The 25,107-nt window shown below is 72.6% G+C and carries 28 protein-coding genes; 15 read left to right on the top strand and 13 right to left on the bottom strand.

The window, feature by feature from the left end:
* Positions 1 to 29 precede the first annotated feature (29 nt).
* Positions 30 to 587: a hypothetical protein gene (locus AB0C28_RS01730; protein ID WP_358072708.1), complete on the top strand. Its 558-nt coding sequence runs from the start codon at positions 30 to 32 to the stop codon at positions 585 to 587.
* Here the strand turns inward: AB0C28_RS01730 and AB0C28_RS01725 are convergent.
* The gene (locus AB0C28_RS01725) at positions 580 to 912 is read right to left on the bottom strand and encodes a metalloregulator ArsR/SmtB family transcription factor (protein WP_106243058.1); all 333 of its coding nucleotides are present in this window, start codon (positions 910 to 912) and stop codon (positions 580 to 582) included. The two genes, AB0C28_RS01730 and AB0C28_RS01725, sit on opposite strands and share 8 nt — an antisense overlap.
* An 86-nt stretch (positions 913 to 998) precedes the next feature.
* Between AB0C28_RS01725 and AB0C28_RS01720 the strand changes: the two genes are divergently transcribed.
* The gene (locus tag AB0C28_RS01720) at positions 999 to 1,169 is read left to right on the top strand and encodes a DUF3073 domain-containing protein (RefSeq protein ID WP_357839995.1); all 171 of its coding nucleotides are present in this window, start codon (positions 999 to 1,001) and stop codon (positions 1,167 to 1,169) included.
* Here AB0C28_RS01720 and AB0C28_RS01715 read toward each other — a convergent pair.
* Complete coding sequence (locus AB0C28_RS01715; RefSeq protein WP_357839998.1) at positions 1,132 to 2,412, bottom strand: cytochrome P450; 1,281 nt, start codon at positions 2,410 to 2,412, stop codon at positions 1,132 to 1,134. The genes AB0C28_RS01720 and AB0C28_RS01715 overlap by 38 nt on opposite strands.
* 68 nt (positions 2,413 to 2,480) lie before the next feature.
* Between AB0C28_RS01715 and AB0C28_RS01710 the strand changes: the two genes are divergently transcribed.
* Entirely contained in the window at positions 2,481 to 3,077 is a 597-nt protein-coding gene (locus AB0C28_RS01710) for a TetR family transcriptional regulator (RefSeq protein WP_358072706.1), read from the top strand.
* Positions 3,078 to 3,218: 141 nt separating this feature from the next.
* The gene (locus AB0C28_RS01705; protein WP_357840003.1) at positions 3,219 to 3,809 is read left to right on the top strand and encodes an NAD(P)-binding domain-containing protein; all 591 of its coding nucleotides are present in this window, start codon (positions 3,219 to 3,221) and stop codon (positions 3,807 to 3,809) included.
* A 136-nt stretch (positions 3,810 to 3,945) separates the two neighbouring features.
* Here the strand turns inward: AB0C28_RS01705 and AB0C28_RS01700 are convergent, their stop codons facing one another.
* From AB0C28_RS01700 to AB0C28_RS01675, 6 genes are all read right to left on the bottom strand, one after another.
* Complete coding sequence (locus tag AB0C28_RS01700; protein WP_357840006.1) at positions 3,946 to 5,349, bottom strand: LCP family protein; 1,404 nt, start codon at positions 5,347 to 5,349, stop codon at positions 3,946 to 3,948.
* 116 nt (positions 5,350 to 5,465) lie between these two features.
* Positions 5,466 to 5,732: a DUF6510 family protein gene (locus AB0C28_RS01695; RefSeq protein WP_346101594.1), complete on the bottom strand. Its 267-nt coding sequence runs from the start codon at positions 5,730 to 5,732 to the stop codon at positions 5,466 to 5,468.
* A gap of 2 nt (positions 5,733 to 5,734) precedes the next feature.
* A complete protein-coding gene (locus AB0C28_RS01690) occupies positions 5,735 to 6,460 on the bottom strand; it encodes a ferredoxin reductase (RefSeq protein ID WP_357840009.1) in 726 nt (241 codons plus the stop codon).
* Position 6,461: 1 nt separating this feature from the next.
* Positions 6,462 to 7,061 carry a sulfite oxidase-like oxidoreductase gene (locus AB0C28_RS01685; RefSeq protein WP_357840012.1) on the bottom strand — a complete coding sequence of 200 codons (600 nt, stop codon included), beginning with the start codon at positions 7,059 to 7,061 and terminating at the stop codon, positions 6,462 to 6,464.
* 45 nt (positions 7,062 to 7,106) lie between these two features.
* On the bottom strand, positions 7,107 to 7,769 hold the full coding sequence (locus AB0C28_RS01680) for a response regulator transcription factor (protein ID WP_357840015.1): 663 nt from the start codon (positions 7,767 to 7,769) through the stop codon (positions 7,107 to 7,109).
* Entirely contained in the window at positions 7,766 to 9,016 is a 1,251-nt protein-coding gene (locus AB0C28_RS01675) for a sensor histidine kinase (RefSeq protein ID WP_358072704.1), read from the bottom strand. Before AB0C28_RS01675 ends, AB0C28_RS01680 begins: the two co-directional genes overlap by 4 nt.
* A 178-nt stretch (positions 9,017 to 9,194) precedes the next feature.
* On the opposite strand from AB0C28_RS01675, the gene AB0C28_RS01670 reads away from it, so the two are divergent.
* Complete coding sequence (locus tag AB0C28_RS01670; RefSeq protein ID WP_358072702.1) at positions 9,195 to 10,334, top strand: carboxymuconolactone decarboxylase family protein; 1,140 nt, start codon at positions 9,195 to 9,197, stop codon at positions 10,332 to 10,334.
* Positions 10,331 to 10,726, top strand: a complete 396-nt coding sequence (locus AB0C28_RS01665; protein ID WP_358072700.1) for a hypothetical protein — start codon at positions 10,331 to 10,333, stop codon at positions 10,724 to 10,726. The genes AB0C28_RS01670 and AB0C28_RS01665 overlap by 4 nt, the downstream gene beginning before the upstream one ends.
* Positions 10,727 to 10,738: 12 nt before the next feature.
* Here AB0C28_RS01665 and AB0C28_RS01660 read toward each other — a convergent pair whose 3' ends face one another.
* Positions 10,739 to 11,212, bottom strand: coding sequence for an MSMEG_6728 family protein (locus tag AB0C28_RS01660; RefSeq protein WP_358072698.1), 474 nt, complete (start codon positions 11,210 to 11,212; stop codon positions 10,739 to 10,741).
* A gap of 73 nt (positions 11,213 to 11,285) precedes the next feature.
* Between AB0C28_RS01660 and AB0C28_RS01655 the strand changes: the two genes are divergently transcribed.
* Positions 11,286 to 13,568, top strand: a complete 2,283-nt coding sequence (locus AB0C28_RS01655) for a xanthine dehydrogenase family protein molybdopterin-binding subunit (RefSeq protein WP_358072696.1) — start codon at positions 11,286 to 11,288, stop codon at positions 13,566 to 13,568.
* 108 nt (positions 13,569 to 13,676) lie between these two features.
* Here the strand turns inward: AB0C28_RS01655 and AB0C28_RS01650 are convergent, their stop codons facing one another.
* Complete coding sequence (locus tag AB0C28_RS01650) at positions 13,677 to 13,835, bottom strand: hypothetical protein (protein WP_357840031.1); 159 nt, start codon at positions 13,833 to 13,835, stop codon at positions 13,677 to 13,679.
* A 102-nt stretch (positions 13,836 to 13,937) separates the two neighbouring features.
* Between AB0C28_RS01650 and AB0C28_RS01645 the strand changes: the two genes are divergently transcribed.
* Positions 13,938 to 14,498 carry an ATP-binding protein gene (locus tag AB0C28_RS01645; protein ID WP_346101584.1) on the top strand — a complete coding sequence of 187 codons (561 nt, stop codon included), beginning with the start codon at positions 13,938 to 13,940 and terminating at the stop codon, positions 14,496 to 14,498.
* An 18-nt stretch (positions 14,499 to 14,516) separates the two neighbouring features.
* Here AB0C28_RS01645 and AB0C28_RS01640 read toward each other — a convergent pair whose 3' ends face one another.
* Positions 14,517 to 15,896 (bottom strand): DHA2 family efflux MFS transporter permease subunit, encoded by a 1,380-nt coding sequence (locus AB0C28_RS01640; protein WP_358072694.1) that lies wholly within the window; start codon positions 15,894 to 15,896, stop codon positions 14,517 to 14,519.
* A gap of 85 nt (positions 15,897 to 15,981) precedes the next feature.
* On the opposite strand from AB0C28_RS01640, the gene AB0C28_RS01635 reads away from it, so the two are divergent.
* From AB0C28_RS01635 to AB0C28_RS01615, 5 genes are all read left to right on the top strand, one after another.
* The gene (locus tag AB0C28_RS01635) at positions 15,982 to 16,962 is read left to right on the top strand and encodes an Lrp/AsnC family transcriptional regulator (protein ID WP_358072692.1); all 981 of its coding nucleotides are present in this window, start codon (positions 15,982 to 15,984) and stop codon (positions 16,960 to 16,962) included.
* 76 nt (positions 16,963 to 17,038) lie between these two features.
* The gene (locus AB0C28_RS01630; RefSeq protein WP_358072690.1) at positions 17,039 to 17,503 is read left to right on the top strand and encodes a hypothetical protein; all 465 of its coding nucleotides are present in this window, start codon (positions 17,039 to 17,041) and stop codon (positions 17,501 to 17,503) included.
* Positions 17,428 to 17,925, top strand: coding sequence for a hypothetical protein (locus AB0C28_RS01625; RefSeq protein ID WP_358072688.1), 498 nt, complete (start codon positions 17,428 to 17,430; stop codon positions 17,923 to 17,925). Before AB0C28_RS01630 ends, AB0C28_RS01625 begins: the two co-directional genes overlap by 76 nt.
* 10 nt (positions 17,926 to 17,935) lie before the next feature.
* The gene (locus tag AB0C28_RS01620; protein ID WP_358072686.1) at positions 17,936 to 20,119 is read left to right on the top strand and encodes a polysaccharide lyase 8 family protein; all 2,184 of its coding nucleotides are present in this window, start codon (positions 17,936 to 17,938) and stop codon (positions 20,117 to 20,119) included.
* A gap of 193 nt (positions 20,120 to 20,312) precedes the next feature.
* A complete protein-coding gene (locus AB0C28_RS01615) occupies positions 20,313 to 21,137 on the top strand; it encodes a patatin-like phospholipase family protein (RefSeq protein ID WP_358072684.1) in 825 nt (274 codons plus the stop codon).
* Positions 21,138 to 21,188: 51 nt separating this feature from the next.
* Here AB0C28_RS01615 and AB0C28_RS01610 read toward each other — a convergent pair whose 3' ends face one another.
* Positions 21,189 to 22,355 carry an acyl-CoA dehydrogenase family protein gene (locus AB0C28_RS01610; RefSeq protein WP_357840050.1) on the bottom strand — a complete coding sequence of 389 codons (1,167 nt, stop codon included), beginning with the start codon at positions 22,353 to 22,355 and terminating at the stop codon, positions 21,189 to 21,191.
* Positions 22,356 to 22,538: 183 nt separating this feature from the next.
* On the opposite strand from AB0C28_RS01610, the gene AB0C28_RS01605 reads away from it, so the two are divergent.
* Positions 22,539 to 23,243 carry a DUF4097 family beta strand repeat-containing protein gene (locus AB0C28_RS01605; RefSeq protein ID WP_357840053.1) on the top strand — a complete coding sequence of 235 codons (705 nt, stop codon included), beginning with the start codon at positions 22,539 to 22,541 and terminating at the stop codon, positions 23,241 to 23,243.
* A 57-nt stretch (positions 23,244 to 23,300) separates the two neighbouring features.
* On the opposite strand, the gene AB0C28_RS01600 is transcribed toward AB0C28_RS01605, so the two are convergent.
* Positions 23,301 to 24,218 (bottom strand): type II CAAX endopeptidase family protein, encoded by a 918-nt coding sequence (locus tag AB0C28_RS01600; protein WP_358072682.1) that lies wholly within the window; start codon positions 24,216 to 24,218, stop codon positions 23,301 to 23,303.
* 217 nt (positions 24,219 to 24,435) lie between these two features.
* On the opposite strand from AB0C28_RS01600, the gene AB0C28_RS01595 reads away from it, so the two are divergent.
* Complete coding sequence (locus tag AB0C28_RS01595; protein ID WP_357840059.1) at positions 24,436 to 25,101, top strand: glycosyltransferase family 2 protein; 666 nt, start codon at positions 24,436 to 24,438, stop codon at positions 25,099 to 25,101.
* Positions 25,102 to 25,107: the final 6 nt, after the last annotated feature.

Below are 25,107 nucleotides of genomic sequence, written 5' to 3'. Positions count from 1 at the left end.
GTCTGTCTAGGAATGTCGGAGGATGCCTGATGCGCGGCCTGCTCGGTTTTCTGCCCTGGATCGTCTACGGCTTCGTCGCGACCGGCGACGAGTGGCGCTGGGGCGCGATCACGGGCCTCGTCGTCGCCCTGGTGCTCGTGGCCGTGGACCGCAGGTCGGGCAGGTCGTGGGACATGATGGTGATCGAGACCAGCGCGGTGGTGTTCTTCGCCCTGCTCACCGCGCTGTCCCGGCTCGATCCCGGCTCGCCGCTCACGCCGTACGGGCCCGCGCTCGTCGACGTCTGGCTGGCCGGCACGGCCTGGGGCTCGCTGGCCATCCGCAGGCCGTTCACGCTGGGCATCGCCCGCGCCACGACGCCCGAGAAGGTGTGGCGCACCCCCGCCTTCCACCGGGCCAACGTGATCATCAGTGGCGTCTGGGCAGCCGCCTTCACCGTCGCCGCGCTCGCTCTGACGCTCGTCCTGTCCGTCTCGCTCCACGCGACCACGCTGGTGATCACCATCAAGGTGCTCTCGTTCGTCGCACCCGCCGTCTTCACCGCGTGGTACCCCGGGCACCTGAGGCGGCGGGCGCTCGCTAGGTGACCTCGGCGCGCAGCTCCGCGAGCAGTTCCCCTTGGTCGGCCAGCATCTCGGTCAGTATGCGCCGGGCGGCGCCGAGCAGATCGGCCAGCTCGGGCGTGGCCAGGGTGTAGACCACGGTGCTGCCCTCGCGGATCGCGCTGACGATGCCCGCCCGTCGCAAAACGGCGAGCTGCTGGGAGAGACTCGAAGCCTCGATGTCGATCTGGGCCAGCAGGTCCCTGACGGGGAGCGGCCCTTCCTGGAGTAGCTCCAACACTCGGATGCGAGCGGGGTGGCCGAGCGTTCGGAAGAAGTCGGCCTTGGCCTGGTAGACCTCCACGTGCATATGGTTAGCGTAATCCAGTTCAGTTGCATAATTCTTCAAGTCGCTATGTTGTCGGGTAGCATGACAGCGGGGACTAGGGAGTTGCCATGGGCCGAGGAAGAGCCAAGGCGAAGCAGACGAAGGTCGCTCGCCAGCTGAAGTACACCAACCACAACATCGACTACGACCGGCTCCGCGAGGAGTTGGGCACGGACACGCGACGCGAGGATCACTACCCGCCTACGCCGTCCGAGCAGGAGTCCGAGCGCGGGCGGTGACGCGGGTCTGCTTCGCGGGTGCCAAGGTGACGTTCTGCAGCCGCCTGGCCTCCGGTGCCTGATCGGGCGCCGTGAGCTCCAGGCGGTGCAGCACCTCGCGGATGATGACGCGCATCTCCAGGAGCGCCAGTTGCGCTCCTACGCAGAAGCGCCGCCCGCCGCCGAAGGGCATCCAGGCTCTGCTCTGGTGCCCCTCCAGGAACCGCTCAGGACGGAATCGTTCTGGCTCGGAGAAGGCGGCGGGGTCACGGTGCACGAGCGGGATGTACGGTCCGGCGTACCATCCGGCGGGGATCTCGTACCCGCCCAGCCGCAGCGGCGCGTCGAGCAGCCTCGGCGCCTCGTAGACCACCGGCCTGACCCGCAGCACCTCCTTGACCGCCGCGTCGAGATAGGGCTCGTCGTCCGGCAGCCGCTCCAGCACCTCGGGCATGCGCAGGAACCGTTCGAAGGCCCAGGCCAGACCGGTCGCGGTGGTCTCGTGGCCGGCGATGAGCATGGTGATCAGCTCGTCGCGGATCTCCTGGTCGTCCAGCTCGGTCTCCAGCAGCCGCCCGAGCACGTCCGTGCCCCCGGGGGCTTCCCGGCGCCGGCGGATCTCGCCGAACAGGATCGTGTCCACCTCGGCGCGCAGCCGCAGGAACCGGGCGTAGGGCAGGAACCGCACCCGCGCCGCCATCGGGCGCAGCCGCTCCGGCAGCAGGGCGACCTGCATGGAGCCGCCCGTCGCGAGCAGGCCGGGCAGCAACTCCCGTAGCCGGCCGGTGCGCCCGGCGTCCCTGATCCCGAAGATCAGCCGGATGATGATCTCCAGCGTGATGTCCTGCATGCGCTCGCGCAGCGCGAACGGCCGGCCCAGCGGCCACGTCGCGATCTTCTCGGCCGCGATGGCGGCGATGTCGTCGTGGTAGCCGGCGACCTGCTTGGCGCGTAGCGGCGGGTTCAGCGTCTTGCGGTGGTGCCACCACGGCTCGCCGTCCAGCGTCAGCACCGAGTGGGCGCCCACCAGGTGTTCCAGGAAGTCCTTGCGGGCCGCGCCGGCCTGCCCGCCGCCCTGGTCGGTCCGGTAGACCTCGGCGGCCAGTTCGGCGGTGGTCACGTAGACCTCCGGCGGGAAGCCGGCGTAGCGGAGCGTGAAGATCGGCCCGTACCTGCGGTGACAGCTCTCGAACATGCGCTCCGTGTCCGTCGCGAACCGTGCGGTCTGGACGATCGACGGCACTCTCGGCCCTGGAGGGATCATCGTCGCTCTCCTTGTCGTATACGTACGTCTGTCATAGACGCTTGTATTATCTCTGTAGCATGGATCGCGTGGCGAGCAAAGAGGCCGGTGGATACCGCGAACGACTGCTGGCTGGAGCGGTGAGCTGCCTCCAGGACAAGGGCTATGCCCGCACGACCGCACGAGACCTGGTCGCCGCGTCCGGCACCAACCTGGCCTCCATCGGCTACCACTTCGGCGGCAAGGAGGCGCTGCTCAACGAGGCCATCGCGGAGTTCTTCGAGCAGTGGACGGCGCGCGTCGAGCGATCGTTGTTCGGGAGCGAGCTGGGCACGCCGAGAGATCTGCTCCAGCGTGCGCTGGAGCAGTTGGTGGACGTGTTCGGGGAGATGCGGCCGCAGCTCGTGCTCTGCGTCGAGAGCTTCCCGGCGGCGGTGCGCGAGCCCTTGCTGCGGGCGAAGCTGGCCGATGCCTACGCCAGGGCCAGGGTCGCCGGCACCGACATGCTGCGCAGGGCCGCCGAGCGCCTGGAGACGGAGCTGCCGGTCGAGCCGGCGGCGCTGGTGTCGGTCGTGATCGCGATTTCCGACGGCCTGATGTTGCAGTGGCTGCTCGACCCCGAGGCCACGCCGGACGCCCGGCAGGTCGTGGACGTCCTGGCCGCGCTGGGCGCCTTCGTCGCCTGACGGCTGTCGTTCGAGAGCTGCTGTCCGGGGACGGCGTCTGAGGGCCGTCGGTTGCGGGCTATCGGGCGGCAAAAGGTGTCGGTCGGGAGGAATGTCGTCCGTGGGGATGGGCACACCCACGGAGGACGAGGAGATCGAGACATGCGCGTAGGAATCGTGGGGTCCGGAAGGCTGGGCTCGCGGCTCGGCCGCCTGCTCGCCGCGGCGGGCCACGACGTGCTCTTCAGTGACGCCGACCTCGCTCTTGCCGAAGCCGCCGCCGGTGCCGCGGTCAGGGTGCCCGCCGGGAGCGCCGACGGCCGGGCCAGGAGCGGGCCGCCGGCCGAGGCCGCGGCGTTCGGCGAGGTCCTCGTCCTGGCGGTCGGCTGGGAGGCGTTCCCCACGGTGGTGGCGGAGCTCGGCGCCGCGCTCGCGGGCAAGATCGTCATCGATCCGAGCAACCCGATCGGCGAGCGCGACGGCGCGGCCGTGATGGTGGCCGTCCCGTGCGGGCTGACCAGTCCGCAGTACCAGCAGCATGTTCTGGGGGCGGGCGTACGCGTGGTGCGCACGTTCAACACCAAGTACCCGAACGAGCTGCTGGACCTCGGCCTCGCGGGGCAGCGGGGCGGGGCGCGGGCCGACATGCCCTACTGGGGTGACGACGACGAGGCCAAGAAGGCCGTGGTGCCGCTCATCGAGGACGCCGGCTTCACCGCCATCGACGCGGGCGGCCTGTCAGAAGCCCGCTGATCAGGAGGTCGGTGATCGGGGTTCCCGATCGGACGTGGTGATCAGGGCCCCAGTGATCGGCCCCAGTGATCGGCCCCAGTGATCGGGCCCAGTGATCGGGCCCGGCGGTCAGGGTCCGGTGGTCAGGGTCCGGCGGTCAGGTGGCGCAGGTGTCGTGGGTGGCGTCGAAGCCCTTGATGGCCTCGGTGTCGTCCGTACGCAGCGGCTTGAGGCCCTTCCAGTCGTCCCCGAGCACCAGGATCAGCCGGCTGGTGGCGGCGCCGGGCACCTGGCGCAGGGCGGCGCGCTGCAGGTCCTTGGTGAGCGTGGGCACGCGGGTCTCGCCGTTGGGGCCGTAGACGATCGTGGTCTTCGGCTGCGGCTTGCGCTCGGTGTCGCCGATCTTGGCGATGTGGTAGCCGCGCTGCTCCAGGTAGGCCGCGACCTCGGTGGCCAGGCCGGTGCGCCAGGTGCCGTTGCGCAGCTCGATCTGGATCTTCGAGCGGCCCACCTTCGCCTGGCCGCCCTTGACGCCGTCCACGCTCTGGTCCTTCGCCACGATCTGGAACAGCCGGTGGGACTGCGTCCGCTCCCACTCCACCCGGCCCGGCTGGGTGAGGGAGTAGTGCCACGGGGTGGTGATGAAGCGGATCTTGCTGATGTCGAGGCCCTGGAGGCTCGTCGCGAGGTCCTTCATCACGCCGGTGGTCAGGCCGCTGTCGGTGGTGATGGCCTTGGTCCCGGCGTCGAGCAGGGCCAGCAGCTTGGCCGGGTCGGTGAGCGTCTCGCCGCTCATCGCCTTCTTCACCATCGAGGCGATGAACATCTGCTGCCGCTGGATGCGCCCGATGTCGGAGCCGTCGCCGAGGGAGTAGCGGGCGCGCACGTAGCCGAGCGCCTGCTCGCCGTTGAGCGTCTGCCGCCCGGCCGGCAGGTGGAGCAGCGCCTTCTTGTCGTTGACCGGCTCGGGCAGGCAGACCTCGACGCCGCCGACCGCGTTCACGATGCCCTTGAAGCCGGTGAAGTCGACCTTCACGAAGTGGTCGATGCGGATGTGGGTGAGCGACTCGATCGTCTTCCAGGTGCAGGCGATGCCACCCGAGTTGAACGACTCGTTGATCATGCCGACGTGGGCCTGCTGGCCGGGCAGGCCGCGCGTGGCGCGGCAGGCGGGCAACTGGACGACCGAGTCGCGCGGGAAGCTGATCACCATCGCGTTGTCGCGCCTGGACGACACGTGCATCAGCATGATTGTGTCGGTGCGCTCGCCCGCGACCCTGCCGTACTTGGCGTTCTTGCCGTCACGCTGGTCGGAGCCGACGACCAGGATGTTCATCGCCGTGCCGGCCACCTTGGGCGGACGGGTGGCGCCGAGGTCGTCGGCGGTGACGTCCTGCTGCTTGAGGTTTCCCGTCAGCCGCGCGTAGACGCCGACGGCAGCGCCGGCGATCAGGAGGACGACGGTCACCGTGACCGCGATCACCCAGCGCAGCCACGGGCGGCGCCGCCGTGGCGGCGTGTCCGGCCCGGACGGAGGCGCGTCGACAAGCCCGCTGCTCACGTCACTCCCCACAGAGACGGGGCCGAGGGCCGCCGCCCCTGGCCAAGAGCCACGCCGTACTGATCTCGGCCGTTGAACGTGCCTGAGTGTACTCAGTCGGGCGTGCCCGCGTGGCCTCAGTCGGGCAGGTTGACCCGCAGGGACACCGTGCCGCGCAGGTCGAGCCAGGCCGCGCCGGGGCCGCGGACCACCCTCAGCACGACCTCCTCGCAGCCGGGGCAGCGGGCCACGAAGCCGGGCTCCGGGCCGTAGACGAGCAGCGAGGCGACGGGGCCCGCCAGGCCGCAGTGGGCGCAGCGGCCCGTCGCGGAGGTCACGTCCACGGCGAAGATCTCGCCCAGCGGGCCCGCGAGCGCGTTGCCGTCCAGGTGTTCTGCGGTCATCGTCAGCCTCCGGTGGGACCGAAACGTTCGGTTCTGATGCGTTCGGGGGCGTGCCCGAGCGCCAGCAGCAGGTCGGCCGCCGCCTCCACGAAGCCCGTCGGCCCGCACACGTAGCAGTCGGCCTCGAACGAGGCCGGCCAGCCGCCCTCGGCCAGGTCCTCCAGCATGAGGCGGCGGGCCGGGCGGGACACCCCCTCCGGCGCCGAACGGGTGTAGAGGTAGGTGACGTCGAGCCCGGGGTCGGGGCGGCGCAGCTCCTCGGCGTAGTAGCGGCGGCCGGGGTCGCGCAGCGAGTACAGCAGCCGGAACGGCACCCGGCCGCCCGCCAGCCGCCGGGCTCGGATCATCGCCATCAGCGGCACGATGCCGGAACCGCCGCCGACCAGCAGCACCGGCGCCGTGTTCTCCGGCCGCCAGACGAACCAGCCGCCGACGGGTCCGCGCAGCTCCAGCCGGTCGCCGGGCTCCATCACCTCGGTCAGGTAGGGGGAGACCTCGCCGTCGGGCACGCTCTCCACGGTCAGCTCGACCAGGTCGCCGTCCGCCGGATTGGCCACCGAGTAGCTGCGCTGCGCCGTGTAGCCGTCGTCGGCGGTCAGCCGTACGTCCACGTGCTGGCCCGCCAGGTGCCCCGGCCAGCCGGGCACCCGGAAGCGCAGCGTGCGCGCGCTCGCGGTCTCGGCGACGACGGAGATCAGCTCGGCCGGCCGCCAGACCAGGCGGCGCACCCTAGTCGCCCTCGTAACGCTGCTCGCGCCACGGGTCGCCGTAGTTGTTGTAGCCGGCCGTCTCCCAGAAGCCCGGATAGTCCTCGTTCAGCAGGCGGATGCCGCGGACCCACTTGGCCGACTTCCAGAAGTACAGGTGCGGCACGATCAGCCGGGCGGGGCCGCCGTGGCGGGGCTCCAGTTCCTCGCCGTCGAAGCGGTGCACGATCCACGCCTGGCCGTCGAGCAGGTCCTCCAGCGGCAGGTTCGTGGTGTAGCCGCCGTAGGAGTAGATCAGCGCGTACTCGGCGGCGCTCTCCACGTCCTCCATGAGCACGTCCAGGGAGACGCCCTCCCAGGTGGTGTCGAGCTTCGTCCATTTGGTGACGCAGTGGATGTCGGCCGTGGGCGTCTGCTGCGGCAGCGCCAGGAACTCCTCCCACGACCACCGGTGGGTCTCGCCCGCCTCGGTGTCGATGGCGAACTCCCACCGGTCGAGCGGCACCCGGGGCGTCGGCCCCGCCGACAGCACGGGGAAGTCGTCCACCAGGTATTGGCCGGGTGGCAGCCGGTCGCCCGCGTCTCTGCGCCTGCCCTGAAAACCGCGCGAAATGATGCCCACGTCGCCTCCTGAGCCCATTCCACCACGAGGGGTGCGAAAGGGGGCTCAGCGACCCGCCCGGGGAACGACCAGTCCCGACTCGTACGCGAAGACCACGAGCTGGGCCCGGTCACGGGCGTGCAGCTTCGTCATGGCCCTGCTGACGTGGGTCTTGGCGGTGGTCGGGCTGATCACCATGTGCGCCGCGATCTCGTCGTTGGACAGGCCGCGGGCCACCAGGGCGGTCACCTCGCGCTCACGGTTGGTCAGCACGTCCAGGCCCCGGTGGTCCGGCTCGGGGCGGCGGGCGACGAACTCGCCGATCAGGCGGCGGGTGATCGAGGGCGACAGCAGGGCGTCGCCCCTGGCCGCCACCCTGACGCCCTGCAGCAGGTCCACCGGCTCGGTGTCCTTGACCAGGAAGCCGCCCGCGCCCGCCCTGAGCGCGTCGAAGACGTACTCGTCGAGGCCGTAGTTGGTCAGGATCACCACGTGCACACCGCTCAGCCGCTCGTCGCCGGCGATGCGCCGGGTCGCCTCGATGCCGTCCATCACCGGCATCTGCACGTCGACGAGCGCCACGTCGGGCAGGTGCGCGAGGGCGAGCGCGACGGCCTGCTCGCCGTTCGCGGCCTCGGCCACCACCTCGATGTCGTCCTCGGCCTCCAGCAGGGCGCGGAAACCGCCCCGGATGAGCGCCTGATCGTCCGCGAGGAGCACCCGGATCACGACGGGTCCCCCAGAGGCAGCTCCGCCCGTACGGTGAAGCCGCCCTCGGCGCGGGGCTCGGCCCGCAGCCGGCCGCCGAGCGCCGTGACGCGCTCGCGCATGCCGACCAGGCCCACGCCCGGCACGGGCGGCGCGTCGCTCCTGGCCGCGCCGTCGTCCTCCACCTGCACGACCAGCTCCGTCCCTCCGTAGTCGATGCGCACCGAGGCGGCGGCGCCGCCCGCGTGCCTGGAGACGTTGGTGAGCGCCTCCTGGACGATCCGGTACGCGGCCCGGTCGACCTCCACGGGCAGCCGTCTGCGCTCGCCCGAGACGGTCACCGTCGCGGGCAGGCCGGTCGAGCGGGCCCGGTCCACCAGGTCGTCGAGCCGGTCGAGCCCGCTCGGCTCAGGTCTGACCGGCTCCGCCCGCTCACGTGGGCCCCCGTTTAGATGCTCGTCCAGGCGCTCGTGCAGGTGCTCGTGCGGGCCCCCGTCTGGGCTGTCGTGCGGGTCCCGCTCCCGTGCGTCGTCGTCGCGCAGGACCTCCAGGGTGGCGCGCAGTTCGCGCATGGCGTCGCCGCTGGCCTCCTGGATGGCGAGCAGCGCCGCGGGCACCTCGTCGCCGCGCTTGCGCGCCAGGTGCACCGCCACCCCGGCCTGCACCTTGATCACGGAGATGCTGTGGGTGAGCGTGTCGTGCAGCTCCCTGGCGATGCGCAGCCGCTCCTCGCCCGCGCGCCGCCGCGCCACCTCCTCGCGGGTCCGCTCGGCCTCGGCGGCGCGCTGCTCGGCCTGCTCCAGGTACGCCTGCCGGTGCCTGGTCACCGTGCCCCCCACCCCGGCGGCCAGGAACCAGCCCAGCAGCAGCACCGTCCCCTGGACGAGCGTCTGGGGGTCCTGCCCGGACGCCGCGCCGGCCAGGTTGGCCGCCAGCGTGACGCCCAGGAAGAGCGTGCCGGCCAGCGCGGGCAGCACCCGGTGCCCCGCGCGTACCGCGCCGAAGACCGACACCATCACCGGGAAGGCGGCGGGCGGGCCCGGCTGCGCGTGCGCCGCGTAGACGAGCATGCCGAGCGTGCTGACCAGCAGCGGAACCAGGGGCGCCCGCCGCCAGGCGACGAGGGCGGCCGAGGCGGCCAGCACGGCGACGAGGTCGAGGGCGCCCGCGTCGGGGTTGGCCAGCACGGTGACCGACTGCAGGACGGCCACCACGACGGCCAGCGCGCCGTCCACGGCGACCGGCCGCCACGCGTGCACAGAGCTCATCCCTGCAGATTAGAACGAGTTCCGGGCGGGCTCATCGGCGCGGGGAAGTGATTCCGCACTACTACCGGCGAAGTACGCGTTCCGGTTCCCGGCCGCCGGCGGTAGCCACGGAAGTCTCCCCACGGCCGATGACCGGCGGCGGGTCCGCGCAGGACGATTCGGCCATGGACACGATCCGGTGCGGGAGCCGATGATGGCCGGCTCCTTCCGTTACGTCACCCCCATACCGGCCAGGCTCGCCACCGGCCGGACGGCGCAGGTGTACGCCCAGCTCGCCGAGGACTTCGGCATGGCGCGCATGGCGGTGTTCCTGACCCTGTCGCCTGCCGAGGAGGTGCTGGCCGCGACCTGGGTCACGCTGCGCGAGTCGCTGCTGGCCGGGGCGGCGCCCAGGACCGGCAAGGAGGTCGTGGCACTGGGGGTCTCGCTGGCCAACCAGTGCACGTTCTGCGTGGCCGCGCACACGACGCTGCTGCACGCCACCGGTGACCACCGGCTGGGCGAGAGCATCGCCCGTGGCGAGGTGCCCGCGGATCCCGGGCACGCCGCGCTGCTGGCCTGGGCCAGGTCGCCCGGGGCGGCGCGGCCGTACCCTGACGCGCTGGCGCCCGAGTACGTCGGGACCGCGCTGAGCTTCCACTTCATCAACCGGATCGCCTCCGCGCTGCTCACCGAGAACCTCATGCCGGGCAACCTGCAGAGGTTCCGCCTGGTCAGGAGTGTGGGTGGGCGGGCGATGGCGGGCCCGGTGCGCAGGTCGGCGGCTCCCGGGACGGGGCTGCCGCTGATCGCCGGGCTGCCCGCCCGTGCCGAGCCCGGCTGGGCGGACGGGGCTCCGGCCGGGACCGCGTACGCCACGCTCAAGGCCGTCGCGGAAGCCGGTGGCGACCTGCTCAGCGGTCCGGCGCGGGCGGCCGTGACCCGCGCGGTCGCGGGCTGGGACGGCGCGCATCCGCCGATGGGCACCGCCTGGCTGGACGAGCCGCTGGCCGGCCTGCCCGCCGGTGACCGCGCGGGGGCGCGGCTGGTCCTGCTCACCGCGTTGGCGCCGTACCGGGTGACGGACGCCGACGTGGCCGCCTGGCGCGGCGGCGCCCGTACGGACGAGGACCTGGTACGGCTGTGCGCCTTCGGGGCGATCCTGGCCACCGCGCACGTGGAGGTCCGCATCACAGCAGCCGGACGTCCTGGTGCCGGGCACGCCGGCGGCGGGAAGGCCGGTGGCGGCAAGGCCGGCGGCGGGGGAGCTGGTGAAGGGGCCGTTCGGAGCGGGGCGGGCGGCGTACAGGCCGAAACCATTCAAGGAGAGCGATCATGACCGCGCACCACACCCTCGCCACCCCGCCCGCCACCGCCCCCTGGCCGATGCAGGCGCTCAAGGCGGTGGTCGTCCTGCACGTCGTCGCGCTGCTGTTCCAGGCGGTGACGGCGGGCATGCTGCTCTCCTCGCCCGGCGGACGGGCGCTGCACGAGAACTCGGGCATCGCCCTGGGCGTCATCGGGCTCGCCCACCTGGTCGCCGCGATCCTGGTCTGGCGGCCCGGCGGCGGGTCCGCCAGGTTCGTCGGGCCGGCCGCGGCGCTGCTGGTGCTCACGGTCGCGGCGGCGCTCCTGGGGCTGGCGCACATGACGGTCCTTCACCTGCCGCTCGGGGTGGCATTGTTCGGCGGCGGTGTCGCCCAGCTCATCCGGGTGATGGCCCGCGAATGAACGGCGGGACGGTCAGGCGGGCAGGCGGTCGGAGCGGGGCCAGACGTAGTCCAGGTCGTCGGGGTCGTCGTCGCCGAAGACCGGCCGGTAGAAGCCGGGGTCCTTGCGCAGGAGCGCCGAGCGGTGGCTGAGGTGCAACTTCTCATCGCCGAGCCAGGGCGGCAGCTCCCCGGCCGCCGCCAGCTCGGCCTGCGCGCGGACCACGGGCGTGGCGCGCAGCAGGGCGATCTCGGTGGTCATGGTGTCCGCGCAGGTGTCGGCGCGGCCGAGTGAGCACCAGTGGCGGCACATCTCCAGCCCGTAGCGTACGAGCGCCTCCTCGTAACCGGCCCACATCTTCACGACGGGGTGGTGCCGCCAGCCGTACCCGGGGACGGTGAGGGCGCGCAGGACCTGCAACGTCTCGACGCGCTGTTTGCCCAGCCGCAGCGGGTCGAGCACCGCAGCCGAAGCCGCGAAATCCGGATATGGCAGGAAAGTCTGCATCGTTACCCCCGCTGACGTGCTCTTTCCCGCGGATCGTATAGACCGCCGCCCGGGCAGCGCGCACAATCGGCCCATGGGGAACGGGTATGTCGGCGCGCGGACGCCACGCAGGGAAGACGCCAGACTGCTGACGGGAAAGAGCAGATACGTCGCCTCCGTACGCCTGCTGGGCATGGCGTACGCGCACGTCGTGCGCAGCCCCGTCGCGCACGGCCGGCTGCTCGGCTGCGACGTCAAGGCGGCGCGGGCCGTCGAGGGCGTGCTCGACGTCATCCTCCCCGCCGACGCCGCCGATCTCCGCCTGCCCTGCGTGACCGTCATGCCAGGCCAGCCGATGACGTCCTACCCCGTGCTGGACGACGCCGTCAGATACGTGGGCCAGCCGCTCGCCGTCGTCGTCGCCGAGACCCCGGAGGCCGCCAGGGACGCCGGCGACCTCCTCGACCTGGACCTCGACGAGCTGCCCGCCGTGGTCGGCGCCGAGCGGGCGCTGGCCGCCGACGCGCCGCCGCTCCATCCCGAGCTCGGCGGCAACGTGCTCTTCGACTTCACCATGGGCGACGACGACTGCGCCGACGCTGTCGAGGGGGCCGAGCACGTCGTCGAGATGACCTTCAGGATGGGCCGGGTCTCGCCGTACCCGCTGGAGCCGCGCGGCGTGGTGGCCTCTTACGCCGACGACGAGCTGACCGTCCACCTGTCCTCCCAGGCGCCGCACCACGCCCGTGAACACCTGGCCGACGCGCTCGGGCTGTCCCACGACCGGGTCCGCGTCATCAGCCGCGACACCGGCGGCGGGTTCGGCGGCAAGGAGCACGTCTACCCGGACGAGACGCTCGCCTGCCTGGCCGCGATGCGGCTGGGCCGGCCGGTGAGCTGGTCGGAGTCGCCGGGCGACCGGCTGTTCGCCACGCTGCCCGCCCGGCAGGGCGTGCACAGGGGACGGCTCGCGCTCGACGGCGACGGGCGCTTCGTGGCCATGGACGTGGACGTGCTCGGCGACCTCGGCGCCCATCCGTCGAACGTGGGCGGCTCGACGTTCGCGGTCACCGCCACGCTGCTGCCCGGGCCGTACCGGTTCGACCGCTTCGCCGTACGGGTGCGCGGCGTCGTCACCACGACCACGCCGACCGGCTCCTACCGCGGTTTCGGCCAGCCGGAAGCCGCTCTGACCAGGGAGCGGCTGATCGACGAGGCGGCCCGCAGGCTCGGCCTGGACCCGGTCGAGCTGCGGCTGCGCAACATGCTGCGGCCGGAGGAGCTGCCGTACACGACGCGCGTCTTCCAGACGTACGACTCCGGCGACTACCCGCGCGCCCTGCGCACGCTGCGCGACCTGGTCCGGCCGGTCGAGAAAGACGACGGGCGCCGGCGCGGCGTGGGCTTCTCCTGCCACGTGGAGAGCACCGGCATGGGGCCGTCGATGGACATGAAGGCCATCAACGCGGCGGCGGGCGGCTACGAGACGGCGATCCTGCGGATGGAGCAGGACGGGTCCGTGGTGGTGTCGTCCGGGGTGGTCTCCATGGGGCAGGGGATCGAGACGGCGCTGGCCCAGATCGCGGCCGACCGGGTGGGGGTGCCCATCGAGCGGGTGCGGGTGGTGCTGGGGGACACGGCGACGACGCCGTACTCGTCGATCGGGGCGATCGCCAGCCGCTCGCTGGCGGTCGGCGGCGGCGCGCTCGTGCGGGCCGCCGCGCGGCTGCGGGCCAGGCTGCTGGCCCTGGCCGCGCACCGGCTTGAGGCCGACGCCGGCGACCTGGAGATCGCCGACGGGGCGGTACGGGTGCAGGGCGATCCGCGGGCGTCGCTGACGCTGCGCGAGCTGGCCACCTCGGCCTGGCGCGGCTGGGACCTGCCCGAGGGGTTCGCGCCCGGCCTTGAGGAACGGGTCAGCTACGACCCGGAGGGCTACGCGTTCGCGTACGGGGCCCACGCGGCGGCCGTGGCCGTCGATCCCGAGACCGGCGCGGTCGAGGTGGAGCGCTACTGGGTGGTCAACGACGCCGGCGTGCTGGTCAACCCCGCCGTGGTGGAGGGGCAGCTCACGGGCGGCGTGGCCCAGGGCATCGGCCAGGCGCTGACCGAGGAGATCGGCTACACCGACGACGGGCAGCCGATCGCCGAATACCTGCCGCCGACCACGCGGGAGGTGCCCGGCATCGAGGTCGTGCTGCTGGAGACGCCGTCGCCGCTCACCCCTGGCGGGATGAAGGGCGTCGGGGAGGCCGGCACGATCGGGCCGCCGGCCGCTATCGCCAACGCGGTGGCCGCCGCGCTCCCGGAGATCGCCGACCGGGTCACCGACGTCCCTCTGACGCCGGCCGTCGTGTGGTCCCTGCTGCGGAACTGACGCCGGCGGACTGCGGCACCCCCGCCGCGGGGCTCGTGCCGTGCGGCTCTCCGTCCGCGAGGCTCGTGTCGCGCGGCGACCTCGCTGCAGGGTTCGTGTCGTGCGGGGTCATGCCGGGCCGCCGGGGCCGATGAGATCTTCGATGGCCATGCCCGACTCCGACAGCGCCTGCTCCAGGGCCTTGCGGCCGGCGGGCACGGGCTCGGCGGGGCGGTGGCGTTCGCGTTTGCCGTCGATCTTGGACTTGTGCTCGTCAGGACTGCTCATGCGGGAGTCAGTACCCGGCCCGGCGCCGCCGTTTCGAGCGACCGGCAAAACAATGGCGATTTCTCGCCGAAGAATCGACCCAAAACGCCTTCCCGTACGTACATGTTTCGACGGCGATGTACGACAACCCCCGGGCAGGTCCTCTTGTTAAGCGAAACGCGCATCCGTTGCCCATCGGCACAGGAGACAGATGCCATGACCAGGCTGCGATCGACTCGGCGGAGCCGGATGCAGTACGCGTGGCCGCTGCACGACGACGTCAGGACAGTGGGGCGGGCACGAGCTGTCATTCGCACGGAATTGTCACAACTCTCCCTTTCTTCCGAGGTCATGGACGACGCCGTTCTCATGGTGAGCGAATTGATCACTAATGCCCTCATGTACGGCGCCGAACCGTACGAACTCGGGCTGCACGTGGACGCCAGAGAGATCATGTGCGTGGTCGTGGACAGCAGCCCGCTGCTGCCCGCCCAGGCCCCCCACGACCTCGCGGCCGAGCACGGACGCGGCCTGCGCATCATCGCCAGGCTCTCCGACGGCTTCTACGGCTGCCACCCCCAGCGTTACGTCACCCGCCCCGACCTCGTCGGCAAGGCCACCTGGTTCGCGCTCCCGCGCCAGGGCACGGCGGGCAACGTCGTGCCGATCAGAGCCGGGGTCTGAGGACCGCGCAGGCCCGGCTCAAGCGCGGCGCGTGGCCGCTCCCGTGACGGTGACCAGGACCAGCAGGCCCGCCAGCACACCCGTGAGCGCGCTGACCCGGTAGACGTCGTTGAGCATGGCGTACGCCGGTCCGCCGCCCTGGTACACGATGCCGAGCACCGCGATGCCGAGCGCGTACCCGAGCTGCCTGACCGTGTTCACCGTGCCGGCCGCCATGCCGGCGCGTCCGGCCGGGGCGTGGGCCATGGCGGCGGAGCTGAGCGCGGGCACGGCCAGCCCGACGCCGACGCCGACGACGATCAGGCCGGGCGCCAGCGCCGGCCAGTCCGACTCCGCGCCGAGCAGGCCCTGGAGGAACGAACCCGCGCCGATCAGCAGCAGCCCACCGCCGAGCGCGGCGCGCGGCGTCAGCGTCGGCAGCAGCCGGGAGGCGGCCACGGAGGTCACCAGCGAGGAGAGGGCCATCGGCGACAGCGCCAGCCCCGCCGTCACGGGGCCGAGCCGCAGGTCCTGCTGCAGCCAGAGCGAGGTGAAGGCCAGGCAGGCGAACGCGGCCGGCATGAGCAGCCCGGCGCCCGCCATGATCCCGCTGAACGACCGGTCGGCGAACAGGCGCAGGTCCAGCATGGGGTTCGCGCCGCGCGTCTCGGCGACGAGGAAGGCCGCGAGCGCCACCGCCGCCGCGCCGAGCGGCACCAGCGTCCGCGCCGCCGTCCAGCCGTGCTCGCCGCCCTCGATCAGCCCGTACGTGAGCCCGCCGGCCGCCAGCGTGAACGTGGCCATGCCGATCCAGTCGAGCCTGGCCCCGCCGGGCAGGCGCGACTCCTCCACGCCGCGCACGGTCAGCCAGCCGGCGATCAGCGTGATGGGCAGGTTCACCAGGAAGATGGCCCGCCAGTGCAGGTGCTCGGTGAGCAGGCCGCCGAGCACGGGCGCGACGGCCGCGGCGGCCCCGTTCACGCCGCCCCACACGCCGAACGCGATGCCGCGCCGCCGGCCGTGGTAGGTGGCGCTGATGAGGGCGAGGGTGGTGGCCATCATGGCCGCGGCCGCCGCCCCCTGCACCACGCGGGCCGCCAGCAGCACGCCGCCGGAGGGGGCCAGCCCGCAGGCCAGCGAGGCCAGCGCGAACACGGCCAGCGCCGCCAGGTACACCTTGCGCCGCCCCGTGTGGTCGGCGAACGATCCTGCGGCCAGTAGCAGGGCGGCCAGCGCCAGCGCGTAGCCGTCGAGCAGCCATTGCCCGCCGGTGAAGGACATGCCGAGATCGGCGGTGATGTCGGGGAGGGCGACCATGACGATGGTGACGTCCACGAGGAGCATGAAGGCTCCCAGGCAGGCGGCCACCAGAGGCGACCACGAGGTGGTCGCGGTCTCGGGGATCCGGGTTTGGGTCATGGCGACCACAGTGCGGCCCGGGTGCGGGTTCCCACCAGCAACAGCGGCTGTTCTGCAGGTTTTCCGTGTGAGCTAGCCTGTGGTGGTGGAAATCGTTGAGCTGGACGAGGTGGACCGGGGCCTGATGCACGCGCTCCAGGTCGACGGGCGGGCCTCGTTCAACCGCATCGCCGAGGTGCTCGGGGTGTCCGACCAGCGGGTGGCGCGCCGCTACCGCCGGTTGCGCTCCAGCGGCATGTTGCGGGTGGTCGGCGTCGTGGACGGGCGGCGGCTCGGCTACGAGTCGTGGGCGATCAGGCTGCGCTGCACCCCCGACGCGGCGGTGTCGATCGCCGAGGCGCTCGCGCGGCGCTCCGACACGTTCTGGGTACACCTGCTGTCCGGCGGCACGGAGATCTCCAGCGGCACGCTGCACCGCACCGCCAAGGAGCGCGAGTCGCTGCTGCTCGACAAGCTCGCGCGGACCAACCGGGTGCTGTCGGTGTCGGCGCACCGGACCCTGCACACGTTCGTGGGCGGGCGGGTCGGCTGGTCGGGGCTGGCCGTGCTCTCGCCCGACCAGGTGGCGCACCTGGCGGCGGAGCGCGTCCGCGGGCCGCGCGGCGACGGCGAACGGCTCACGCTCGGGCCCGGCGACCAGGCGATGGTGGACGCGCTGTCGCGCGACGGGCGTACCGGCTACGCGGACCTGGCGGCGGTGACGGGCTGGTCGGAGTCGACGGTCAAGCGCCGGATGGAACAGCTCTGCGCGGCGGGCGCCCTCTTCTTCGACATGGACGTGCTGCCCACGCTGCTCGGCTATCAGGTGGAGGCCCAGCTGTGGATGTCGGTGCCGCCGGCCGAGCTCGACGCGACGGGGCGGGCGCTGGCGGAGCATCCCGAGGTGGCGTTCGCGGGCGCGACGACGGGGCCGACCAACCTGACGGCCAGCATCGTCTGCCGTGACGACGCCGCGCTCTACCGCTACCTGACCGACAGTGTGGGCGCGCTGCCCGCCATCCGGCACATCGAGACGGGGCCGATCATCAGGACCATGAAACGGGCGGGGGCGGTCCTGCCGGTGTAAGGGGGGCGGGCACCACCATGAGCTGGGCGGAGCGCGGGATGAGGCTCGGACGCCGCGATCCCTAGCGTTTCGTGCCATGAAGACCTCCATGAAGACCCGGCTGCTCGCCCTCGCCTGCGCCGGGCTCGTCCTGGCCACCGCGACCGCTCCGGCCGCGCTGGCCGCGACCGGGACGTCCTCCGCCTCGCGATCGGGGACGTCCGACCTGACCCGATCCGAGATGTCCTCCACCACATCGTCCAGGAGCGTGACCGTCGATGGCAGAGGCTCGGTGGTCTCCGCCGAGTTGCTGGCGCGGCTGTCGGCCGAGCAGGTCGAGGCCACGCTCACCGAGGGCGGCTTCCCCGTGCCGCACCGGCCGCAGGGCGCCGACCTGTACGCGGTCGTCTACCGCACCGTCGCCGTGGACGGCACGCCCACCACGTCGCACCGATCGCGGGGCCGTTCCACGTGTGCAGGGCCGAGATGCCCGCGCTGCTCAAGGGCCGGCTCGACCCCCACAGCGCCACGTTCTACCTGGCGTACTGGACGGTCTCGATGAACCGGCTGCACCACCTGTATGACTCCCCGTCCGAGGTGTTCCAGGACCCGGCCGTGGAGCGGCTCTTCGACGGGCACCACAGCTTCGAGGAGATCGCGGCCGGGCTGCCCGCCTCGCCCCGCGACCTGGTCACCGCCGCCTACCTCAAGCGCATGGCCGAGCCGTCGGGCTCGCTGCTGCACGCGATGCTGGTCAACGACGTCACCTGCGCCGGATGGCGGCCCGGCGTGCCCGTCCGGCTCTACGCCGGGCGCGGCGACAAGGACGTGGCCGTCGCCAACTCCCGCCTCTGCCTGAAGGAGCTGAAGGCGAGCGGGGTCAAGGCGACGTTCACCGACGTCGGGAACGTGGACCACATGACCTCTCCGTTCCGCGCCCTGCCGCGCATCCTCGACTGGTTCACCGGCCTGCGCGGCGCGTGATAATCGAGGCGTGCCGCTGCCATCCAGGCGATCGTTCCTCCGGCTCGGCGGCGTGGGCGCGGCGGGGACGCTGGGGGCGCTGACGCCCGCACGGGCCGCGCACACGCCGGACGACACGTTCACGCTGCTGCGCCACCGCTGGCGGGAGGTGGCGACGGGGCCGCCGGGCGATCCGAGGGCGCGGCCGTACCGTGAGCTGGCGCGGGCCGCCGCCCGTTACCGCGACACGATGGCGCCGGGGCCGTCCTGGCTCTGGCCGGACGAGCGGTTCCCCTCGTTCACGGCCACGCCGCGGCGGCTGCGGGTCATGGCGCTGGCGTACGCGCTGGACGAGCGTCCTGAGCTGGCGAGGGCGGTCGCCGAGGGCATGAGTCACTATGTCCGGCATGTCTACGCGGCCGGCGCCGAGCCCGCAGGCAACTGGTGGCACTGGCAGATCGGCGTGCCGAAGGCATTGCTCGACGCGGCCGTGTTGACGGGGCAGGCGAGTGCTGAGCTGAGGGACGCGGTCGACCACTTCGTGCCACTGAGCCGGCTCGCCTCCTACGGCGGCACCAGCACCGCCGCCAACCGGGTGGACCTGTGCCTGGTGACGCTGCTGCGGGCCATGCTCGACGACGACCACGAGCGGGCGCGGGCGGCCGTCGCCGCGCTGGCGCCGGTGTTCCGGCTGGTCTCCGACGGCGACGGGTTCTACCGCGACGGGTCGTACATCCAGCACTCCTACGTGCCCTACCAGGGCACCTACGGGGTGACGCTGCTGTCGGGGCTGGCCACGCTGTACGCGGTGCTGCGCGGATCACCCTGGGAGCTCACCGACACGAACGTGTTCGACACGGTCGAGCGGTCATTCGCCCCCTTCGTCCGCGACGGCGCCTGCATGGACCTCGTCCGCGGCCGGTCGGTCGGCAGGAGGGCGTTCGGCGACCACGAGAGCGGGCGGGCCATCGCGGCCGCGGTGCTGCTGCTGGGGGAGAGCGCGCCGACCGAGGTGCGGGCGCGCTGGCAGGCGATGGTGAAGGGCTGGGCGGTACGCGGCACGTACCGGCCGGTGTTGCGGCACGCCGACCCCGCGCTGCACGCCCGCCTGACGGTGATCATGGACGACGACGCCGTGCCCGCGGCGCCCGAGCCGCTCGGGCACCGGCTGCTGCCCATGAGCGCCAGGGCCGTGCACCGGGCGCCGGGCTGGTGCGCGGCGCTCAGCATGGCCTCGCACCGGATCGGCCACTACGAGCACGGCAACGGCGAGAACCTGCGCGGCTGGCACACCGGCTCGGGGATGCTCTACTGGTGGGCCGAGGGCTCGGGCGATCAATACTCCGACGCGTTCTGGCCGACCGTGGACCCCTACCGGCTGCCGGGCACGACCGTCTCCACCCGGCGGCTGCCCGACGGGGCCGGGGCGGGATGGGGCGACACCCGTACGCCGTGGCGGTGGGTGGGCGGGGCGAGCGACGGCACGTACGCGGCCGTCGGCCAGCACCTCAGCGGGCTGGAGAGCACGATGGAGGCGTTCAAGTCGTGGTTCTTCCTCGACGACGCCGTCGTCTGCCTGGGCGCGGGCATCACGGCCGGCGACGGCGTGGCCGTCGAGACGATCGTGGACAACCGCAGGACGAGTGCCGCGCTCACCACGGGGGAGGGATGGGCGCACGTCGAGGGGCACGGCGGTTACCTCGTGCCGGGCCCGCAGGTCCTGCGCACGCTGCGGGATCGCCGCGCGGGCGGCGGGGTGAGCAGGGACTACACGACGCTCTGGCTGGATCACGGCGTCGATCCGCGCGACGCCGGCTACGCCTACACGCTGCTGCCCGGCGCGACGCCGTGGGAGACCCGGTTACGCGCCGCGGATCCCGGACGGGTGCGCGTGCCGGCCAACACCGCCCGGGTGCAGGCCGTGCAGGTGCCCGCGCTGGGGCTGACGGCGGCCTGCTTCTGGAACGCGGGCACCGCCGGCGGCCTGACCGTCTCGGCCCCGTGCGCGGTGCTGGTGCGCGAGCGGCCCGGCGGGAGTGCCACCGTGACCGTCGCCGATCCCCGCCGCGACCTGGGCGAACTGTCCGTCACGCTGCCCCGGCCTGTCGCCGGCGTGCTGGAAGGGGACGCGGTCGCGGCCCGGGGCGGGCTCAGGTTCGGGCGCCTGGCCGACCGGGAGGGCGCCTCTGCGACGGTTCGCGTGCGCCTCGCATGAGGAACAGGTCCCGGCCCGTCCTCGCGCCCGGCCCACCCCGTGCCCGGCCCACCCCGTGCCCGGCCCGCCCCCGTGCCCGGCTCGGCTCGGTGGGCGGCCGGTCCTTTCGGGTCCGATGGGGGATGGCATCGCGGGTGGCCGGTGTTGCGATGAGCGGGTAGATGCCGGATGAGCAGCCACGTGTGGAGGACCGATGAGTGAGATCAGGCGGGCACTGGTGCTGGGCGGCGGGGGACTCGCCGGGATCGCGTGGGAGACCGGCGTGCTGGCCGGGCTCGCGGACGGCGGGGCAGACGTCACCGACGCCGACCGGATCATCGGCACCTCGGCCGGCTCCACGGTGGCCGCCCAGGTCACCAGCGGCCTGACGCTGACCGAGCTGCTCGCCCGCCAGACCGACCCCGGCCTGCAGAACGCCGAGCTCCGGTCCGGCGTGCCGATGGAGGAGCTGTGGGCCATGTTCGAGCGCATCTCCGAGAGCTCGCTCGACGCCGGGGAGCAGCGGCGTGCGATCGGCGCGATGGCGCTGGCCGCCGCCACGGTCCCCGAGGCCGCGCGGCGTGAGGTGATCGAGGCGCGGTTGCCCGTGCACAAGTGGCCCGAGCGGGACCTGGTGATCGTGGCCGTGGACGCCGCCACCGGAGAGCCGCGGCTGTTCGACCCGGGCTCCGGGGTCGAGCTGGTGGACGCGGTGGCGGCCAGCTGCGCCGTTCCCGGTGTGTGGCCGTGCGTCACCATCGACGGGGCCCGGTACATGGACGGCGGCATACGCACGATGGTCAACGCCGACCTGGCGGCCGGGTTCGATCGCGTCGTGGTGCTCGCTCCCATGCCCGAGCCGGAGGAGCCGTCGTGGGGGCGGCTCCCGGGCACGGTCGAGGTGATCGAGCCGGACGAGGCCGCGCTGGCCGCGTTCGGCGCCGACGCGCTGGACCCGTCGTCCCGCACGCCGAGCGCCGAAGCCGGCTACGCCCAGGGCCGCGCCGCCGCGACTCGCGTCGCGGAGATCTGGCGCTGACCCCAGGCGCGCACCCCAGACGCTGACCCCAGACGCTGACCCCAGACGCTGTCACGCTTCCAGGGCGAAGAGGTGCCACGTCTCGCCCGGGGCCAGCCCCGCCAGCTCGCGCCCGCACTCGCGCAGCGCCTGCGGGCCCGAGGTGATGTGCTGGGTGCCCGCGTGGACGTCCCTGAACAGCCGCTGGATCAGCCCGTCGCGCAGCGCCGAGGTGCCGCCCGAGGCGTAGACGAAGTCGGCCACCTCGGCCAGCGTCCAGGTGAGGTGGTTGAGCGCGAGCCGCACCATCGTCTCCTGCCGCACGTCGAGCCGCCCGCCCGCGGCCAGCGTGCGCTCGGCGTCGTCCCACGTCTCGTGCACCAGCGCCTTCGCCGCCCGGAACCCCGCCTCCGCGCGGGCGAAGTCGGTGTGGAAGGCGTCACTGCTCGCGATCTGGCCCGGCCGCCCCGCGCGGGTCCCCACGTGCCTGGCGAGCTCGTCGAGCAGCCTCCGTCCGACGCCGAGCGCCCAGGAGGAGTGGCAGATCAGCGCCTGGTCGAGCAGCCCCAGCCGGTAGATCGCGCCGCCGCGCAGGGGCTCGTTCAGGTCGAAGACGTGGCTGCGCGACTCCGGTACGAAGACGCCGTCGATGGCGTAGTCGATGCTGCCCGTCGCGCGCAGGCCGAGGACGTCCCAGTTGCCTAGCTGCTTGACCTCGTCGATGGGGGTGATGAAGATCCGTCCCTCGTCGGTGCCCTCGATGATGCCCAGGCTGTGGGAGTACTGGGCGTGCAGCATGCCGGAGGCGAAGCCCCACTGCCCGCTGAGACGGAACCCTCCGTCTTCCCGGACGGCGACGCCCGGCCGGGTGCCCTGGCCCGCGATGAGCGGCATCCGCGGGCCCGCGTACATCCGTTCGACGGCGTCGTCGCCCAGGTACGCGCCGCCCGTGCCGTTCGCCAGGCTGGCCGCCATGACCACCCAGCCGGTCGAGGGGTCGGCGTAGGAGAGCTCCGCGAGCACGTCCAGCAGTTCCCTGGGCGAGAGCTCGGCGCCGCCCAGCGGGGCCGGCACCCACATGCCGAACATCCCGGCCTCGTGCAGGGCGTCCACGACGGGGTCGGTGAGCCTGCCCTGGGCCTCTGCCTGCCCGGCCTCCCGGTCGATCAGCGCGCGCAGGTCGCGGGCCCGCTCCAGCAGCGCGGTACCGGCGGTGTTCAGTTGTGGTGTGTCACTCATTTCCGGTACTCCTGTTCGCGATCGTCGGTGCTTTTACCTCTTCCGTCAGATCACGTAAACGCCGGGTTGTCCAGTGCTGGGCGGGGGTTCGATGCGGACCCGGTGCCCCCAGGGGCGGGTCAGGGACGTTCTCAGGGACCTCCCCGACGCCCGCGCCGCCCGCGTGCCGCAGAATCGGGGGACATGAGGATGAAGCGTGTGGCCACGATCGCGGGTCTGCTGGGCGTGGCGGTGGCGCTGACGGGGTGCGGGATCGGCGGTCCGGCGGAGCAGGACACCGTCGCGTACGACGTCGCCGACAAGGTGGCGGCCCTCCAGGTGGAGACCGACTCCGGCTCGATCGAGGTGGTGGAGTCGCAGCGGCAGGGCATCCACGTGACCGAGGTGCTGAGCTGGCGCAAGAACAAGCCGGAGACCAGCCACCAGGTGCGGGGTGACACGCTCGCCCTGAGCTTCGACTGCCCCTCCACCTGGGGATGGGGGGCCGCGGGCACGTCCTGCGACGTGAGCTACAAGGTCGAGGTGCCCAAGGGGCTGCGGGTCAAGGTCACCTCCGACTCCGGCGCCCTGACGCTGACCGGCCTGTCCGGCGAGCTGGACGCGCGATCCGACTCTGGGGCGATCGAGGCCGAAGGGCTGTCCGGCAGGCAGGTCGCCGCGAAGACCGATTCCGGTCAGGTCGGGCTCACGTTCACCGGGGCGCCCGACAAGGTCACCACCACCACCGACTCGGGCCGGATCTCGGTCCACGTGCCGGAGGGGCCGTACAAGGTGGTCGCCACGACCGACTCGGGCGGCAAGAACATCAAGGCCTCCGTCGACGACTCGGCGCCCCGCCTGATCGAGCTGACCAGCGACTCGGGTGACCTGGAAGTCGTCTCTCCCTGACCGTCCGGACGAGCGCGGCGGGTGCGGGACCGATCTCGGTCCCGCACCCGCTCGCGTTCAGCTCTGATGCGCCGGCTCCGCGGGCGGGCGGTAGCCGAGGCGGCCTCGGGTCGCGGCGAGCACCAGGATCGCCGCCGCGGTGCCGGCCAGCAGGGTGACGCGGGACGCCTGCTCGGCCGTGGCGAGCGTCGGGAACACCTCCGAGTAGGCGATCGACATGAAGTTGTTGACGCTGACGTGCAGCAGCATGATCAGGGGCAGGCTCTGGCCGGTCCGGTTGAACACCCAGGTGACGACCACGCTGAAGACGCAGGCGAAGGCGACGAACTCGGCGACCCGCAGCCAGGTGACGTCCGGCCACCCGCCCCACTCGCTCAGGAACAGCGGCAGGTGCCACACACCCCACAGCGGGCCGAGGATGACGGTGGCGCCCAGCGGGCCGAACTTGCGCTGCATGCGGGCCAGGGCGAAGTCACGCCAGCCCGGCTCCTCCGCCAGACCCGTGGTGACCATCTGGAGCAGCAGACCCGGCACGTACGCCACCAGCACGGCGACGGACGGCATGCTGATCTTCTCGTCGGAGAGCGCGAGACCGGTGACGACGATGGCGGCGGGGACACCGAGCGCGGTCACCAGGTACCAGACCCAGCTGACCCGCCACTTGGTCATCCGCCCGATCCATCGGCGCACGCCCTCCTTGCCCTCCGCGACCCTGGTCACCAGGTAGGCGGAGAAGATGGGGCCGAGGTAGGCGCCGGGGAGCACGCCGAGCAGTTGCGAGGTGCCGAGGAACTCGGGGAAGCTGAAGTTCAGGACGCCGAGGCCGTTCGTGGACAGGACGTACGGCACCCAGGCGACCCAGCTCAGCAGGTTGGCCAGGACGAAGAAGCTGACCAGCGGACGCCGGCGGATGAAACCCCCGAGACCGGCCTGTCCCGGATGCTGCTCGGCCACCGGCCGGCTGTCGACTGTCATTTCTCTCTCTCCTTGGGGAGCGCTTGACTGACAGTGATCAGCACATCAGCGGAGGGCCCTTCGAGTCGTTCCCGCGTACGGGCCAATGGGGGTATAGCCAGGGGTACCGTCCGGCGCCTCTGCGACGGCCAGGAATGCCTTCTGGGCAGGTCAACACTCGGAAAGACGGCACCGTTCGTCAGGGTGTGCGGGCGGATGTCTCCATAACGTCGGTGACATGAAGATCGACGTGGTGCTGCCCTGCCTCAACGAGGCGGCCGCCCTGCCGTGGGTGCTCGGGCGGATGCCGGACGGCTTCCATCCGATCGTCGTGGACAACGGCTCGACCGACGGCTCCGCGCGGATCGCGGCCGAGCTCGGCGCGACGGTGGTGCGCGAGCCCCGGCCCGGGTTCGGCGCCGCCTGCCACGCGGGCCTCGCGGCCGCGGTGTCGGACGTCGTGTGCTTCATGGACGCCGACGCGTCGCTCGATCCCGAGCAGTTGTCCAGGGTGTGCGATCCCGTGGTGGCGGGGGAGGCCGATCTGATCCTGGGCCGGCGGGTCCTGAAGCCGGGGGCGTCGTGGCCGGTGCACGCGCGGCTCGGCAACGCCGTACTGGCCAGGGGGCTGCACCGCCGTACCGGGGTCCGGCTGCGCGACCTGGGGCCGATGCGGGCCTGCGAACGCCTGCCACTGCTCGCGCTCGGGCTGGTGGACCGGCGCTTCGGCTACCCGCTGGAGATGGTGCTGCGGGCGGGCGCGGCGGGCTGGCGCATCGGCGAGACCGACGTCGACTACCTGCCCCGCCAGGGCAGATCCAAGGTCACCGGTACGGTACGCGGCACGCTGCGGGCGGTCGGCGACATGCGCCGCGTCATGCTCCGCCAGAACGGGACCGCGTGAACGCGG

The organism is Nonomuraea sp. NPDC048892, assembly GCF_040649735.1.
Taxonomy (GTDB): domain Bacteria; phylum Actinomycetota; class Actinomycetes; order Streptosporangiales; family Streptosporangiaceae; genus Nonomuraea; species Nonomuraea maheshkhaliensis.
Note: the sequence above shows the minus strand (reverse complement) of the source record. Positions and strands in the feature narration are given on the sequence as shown.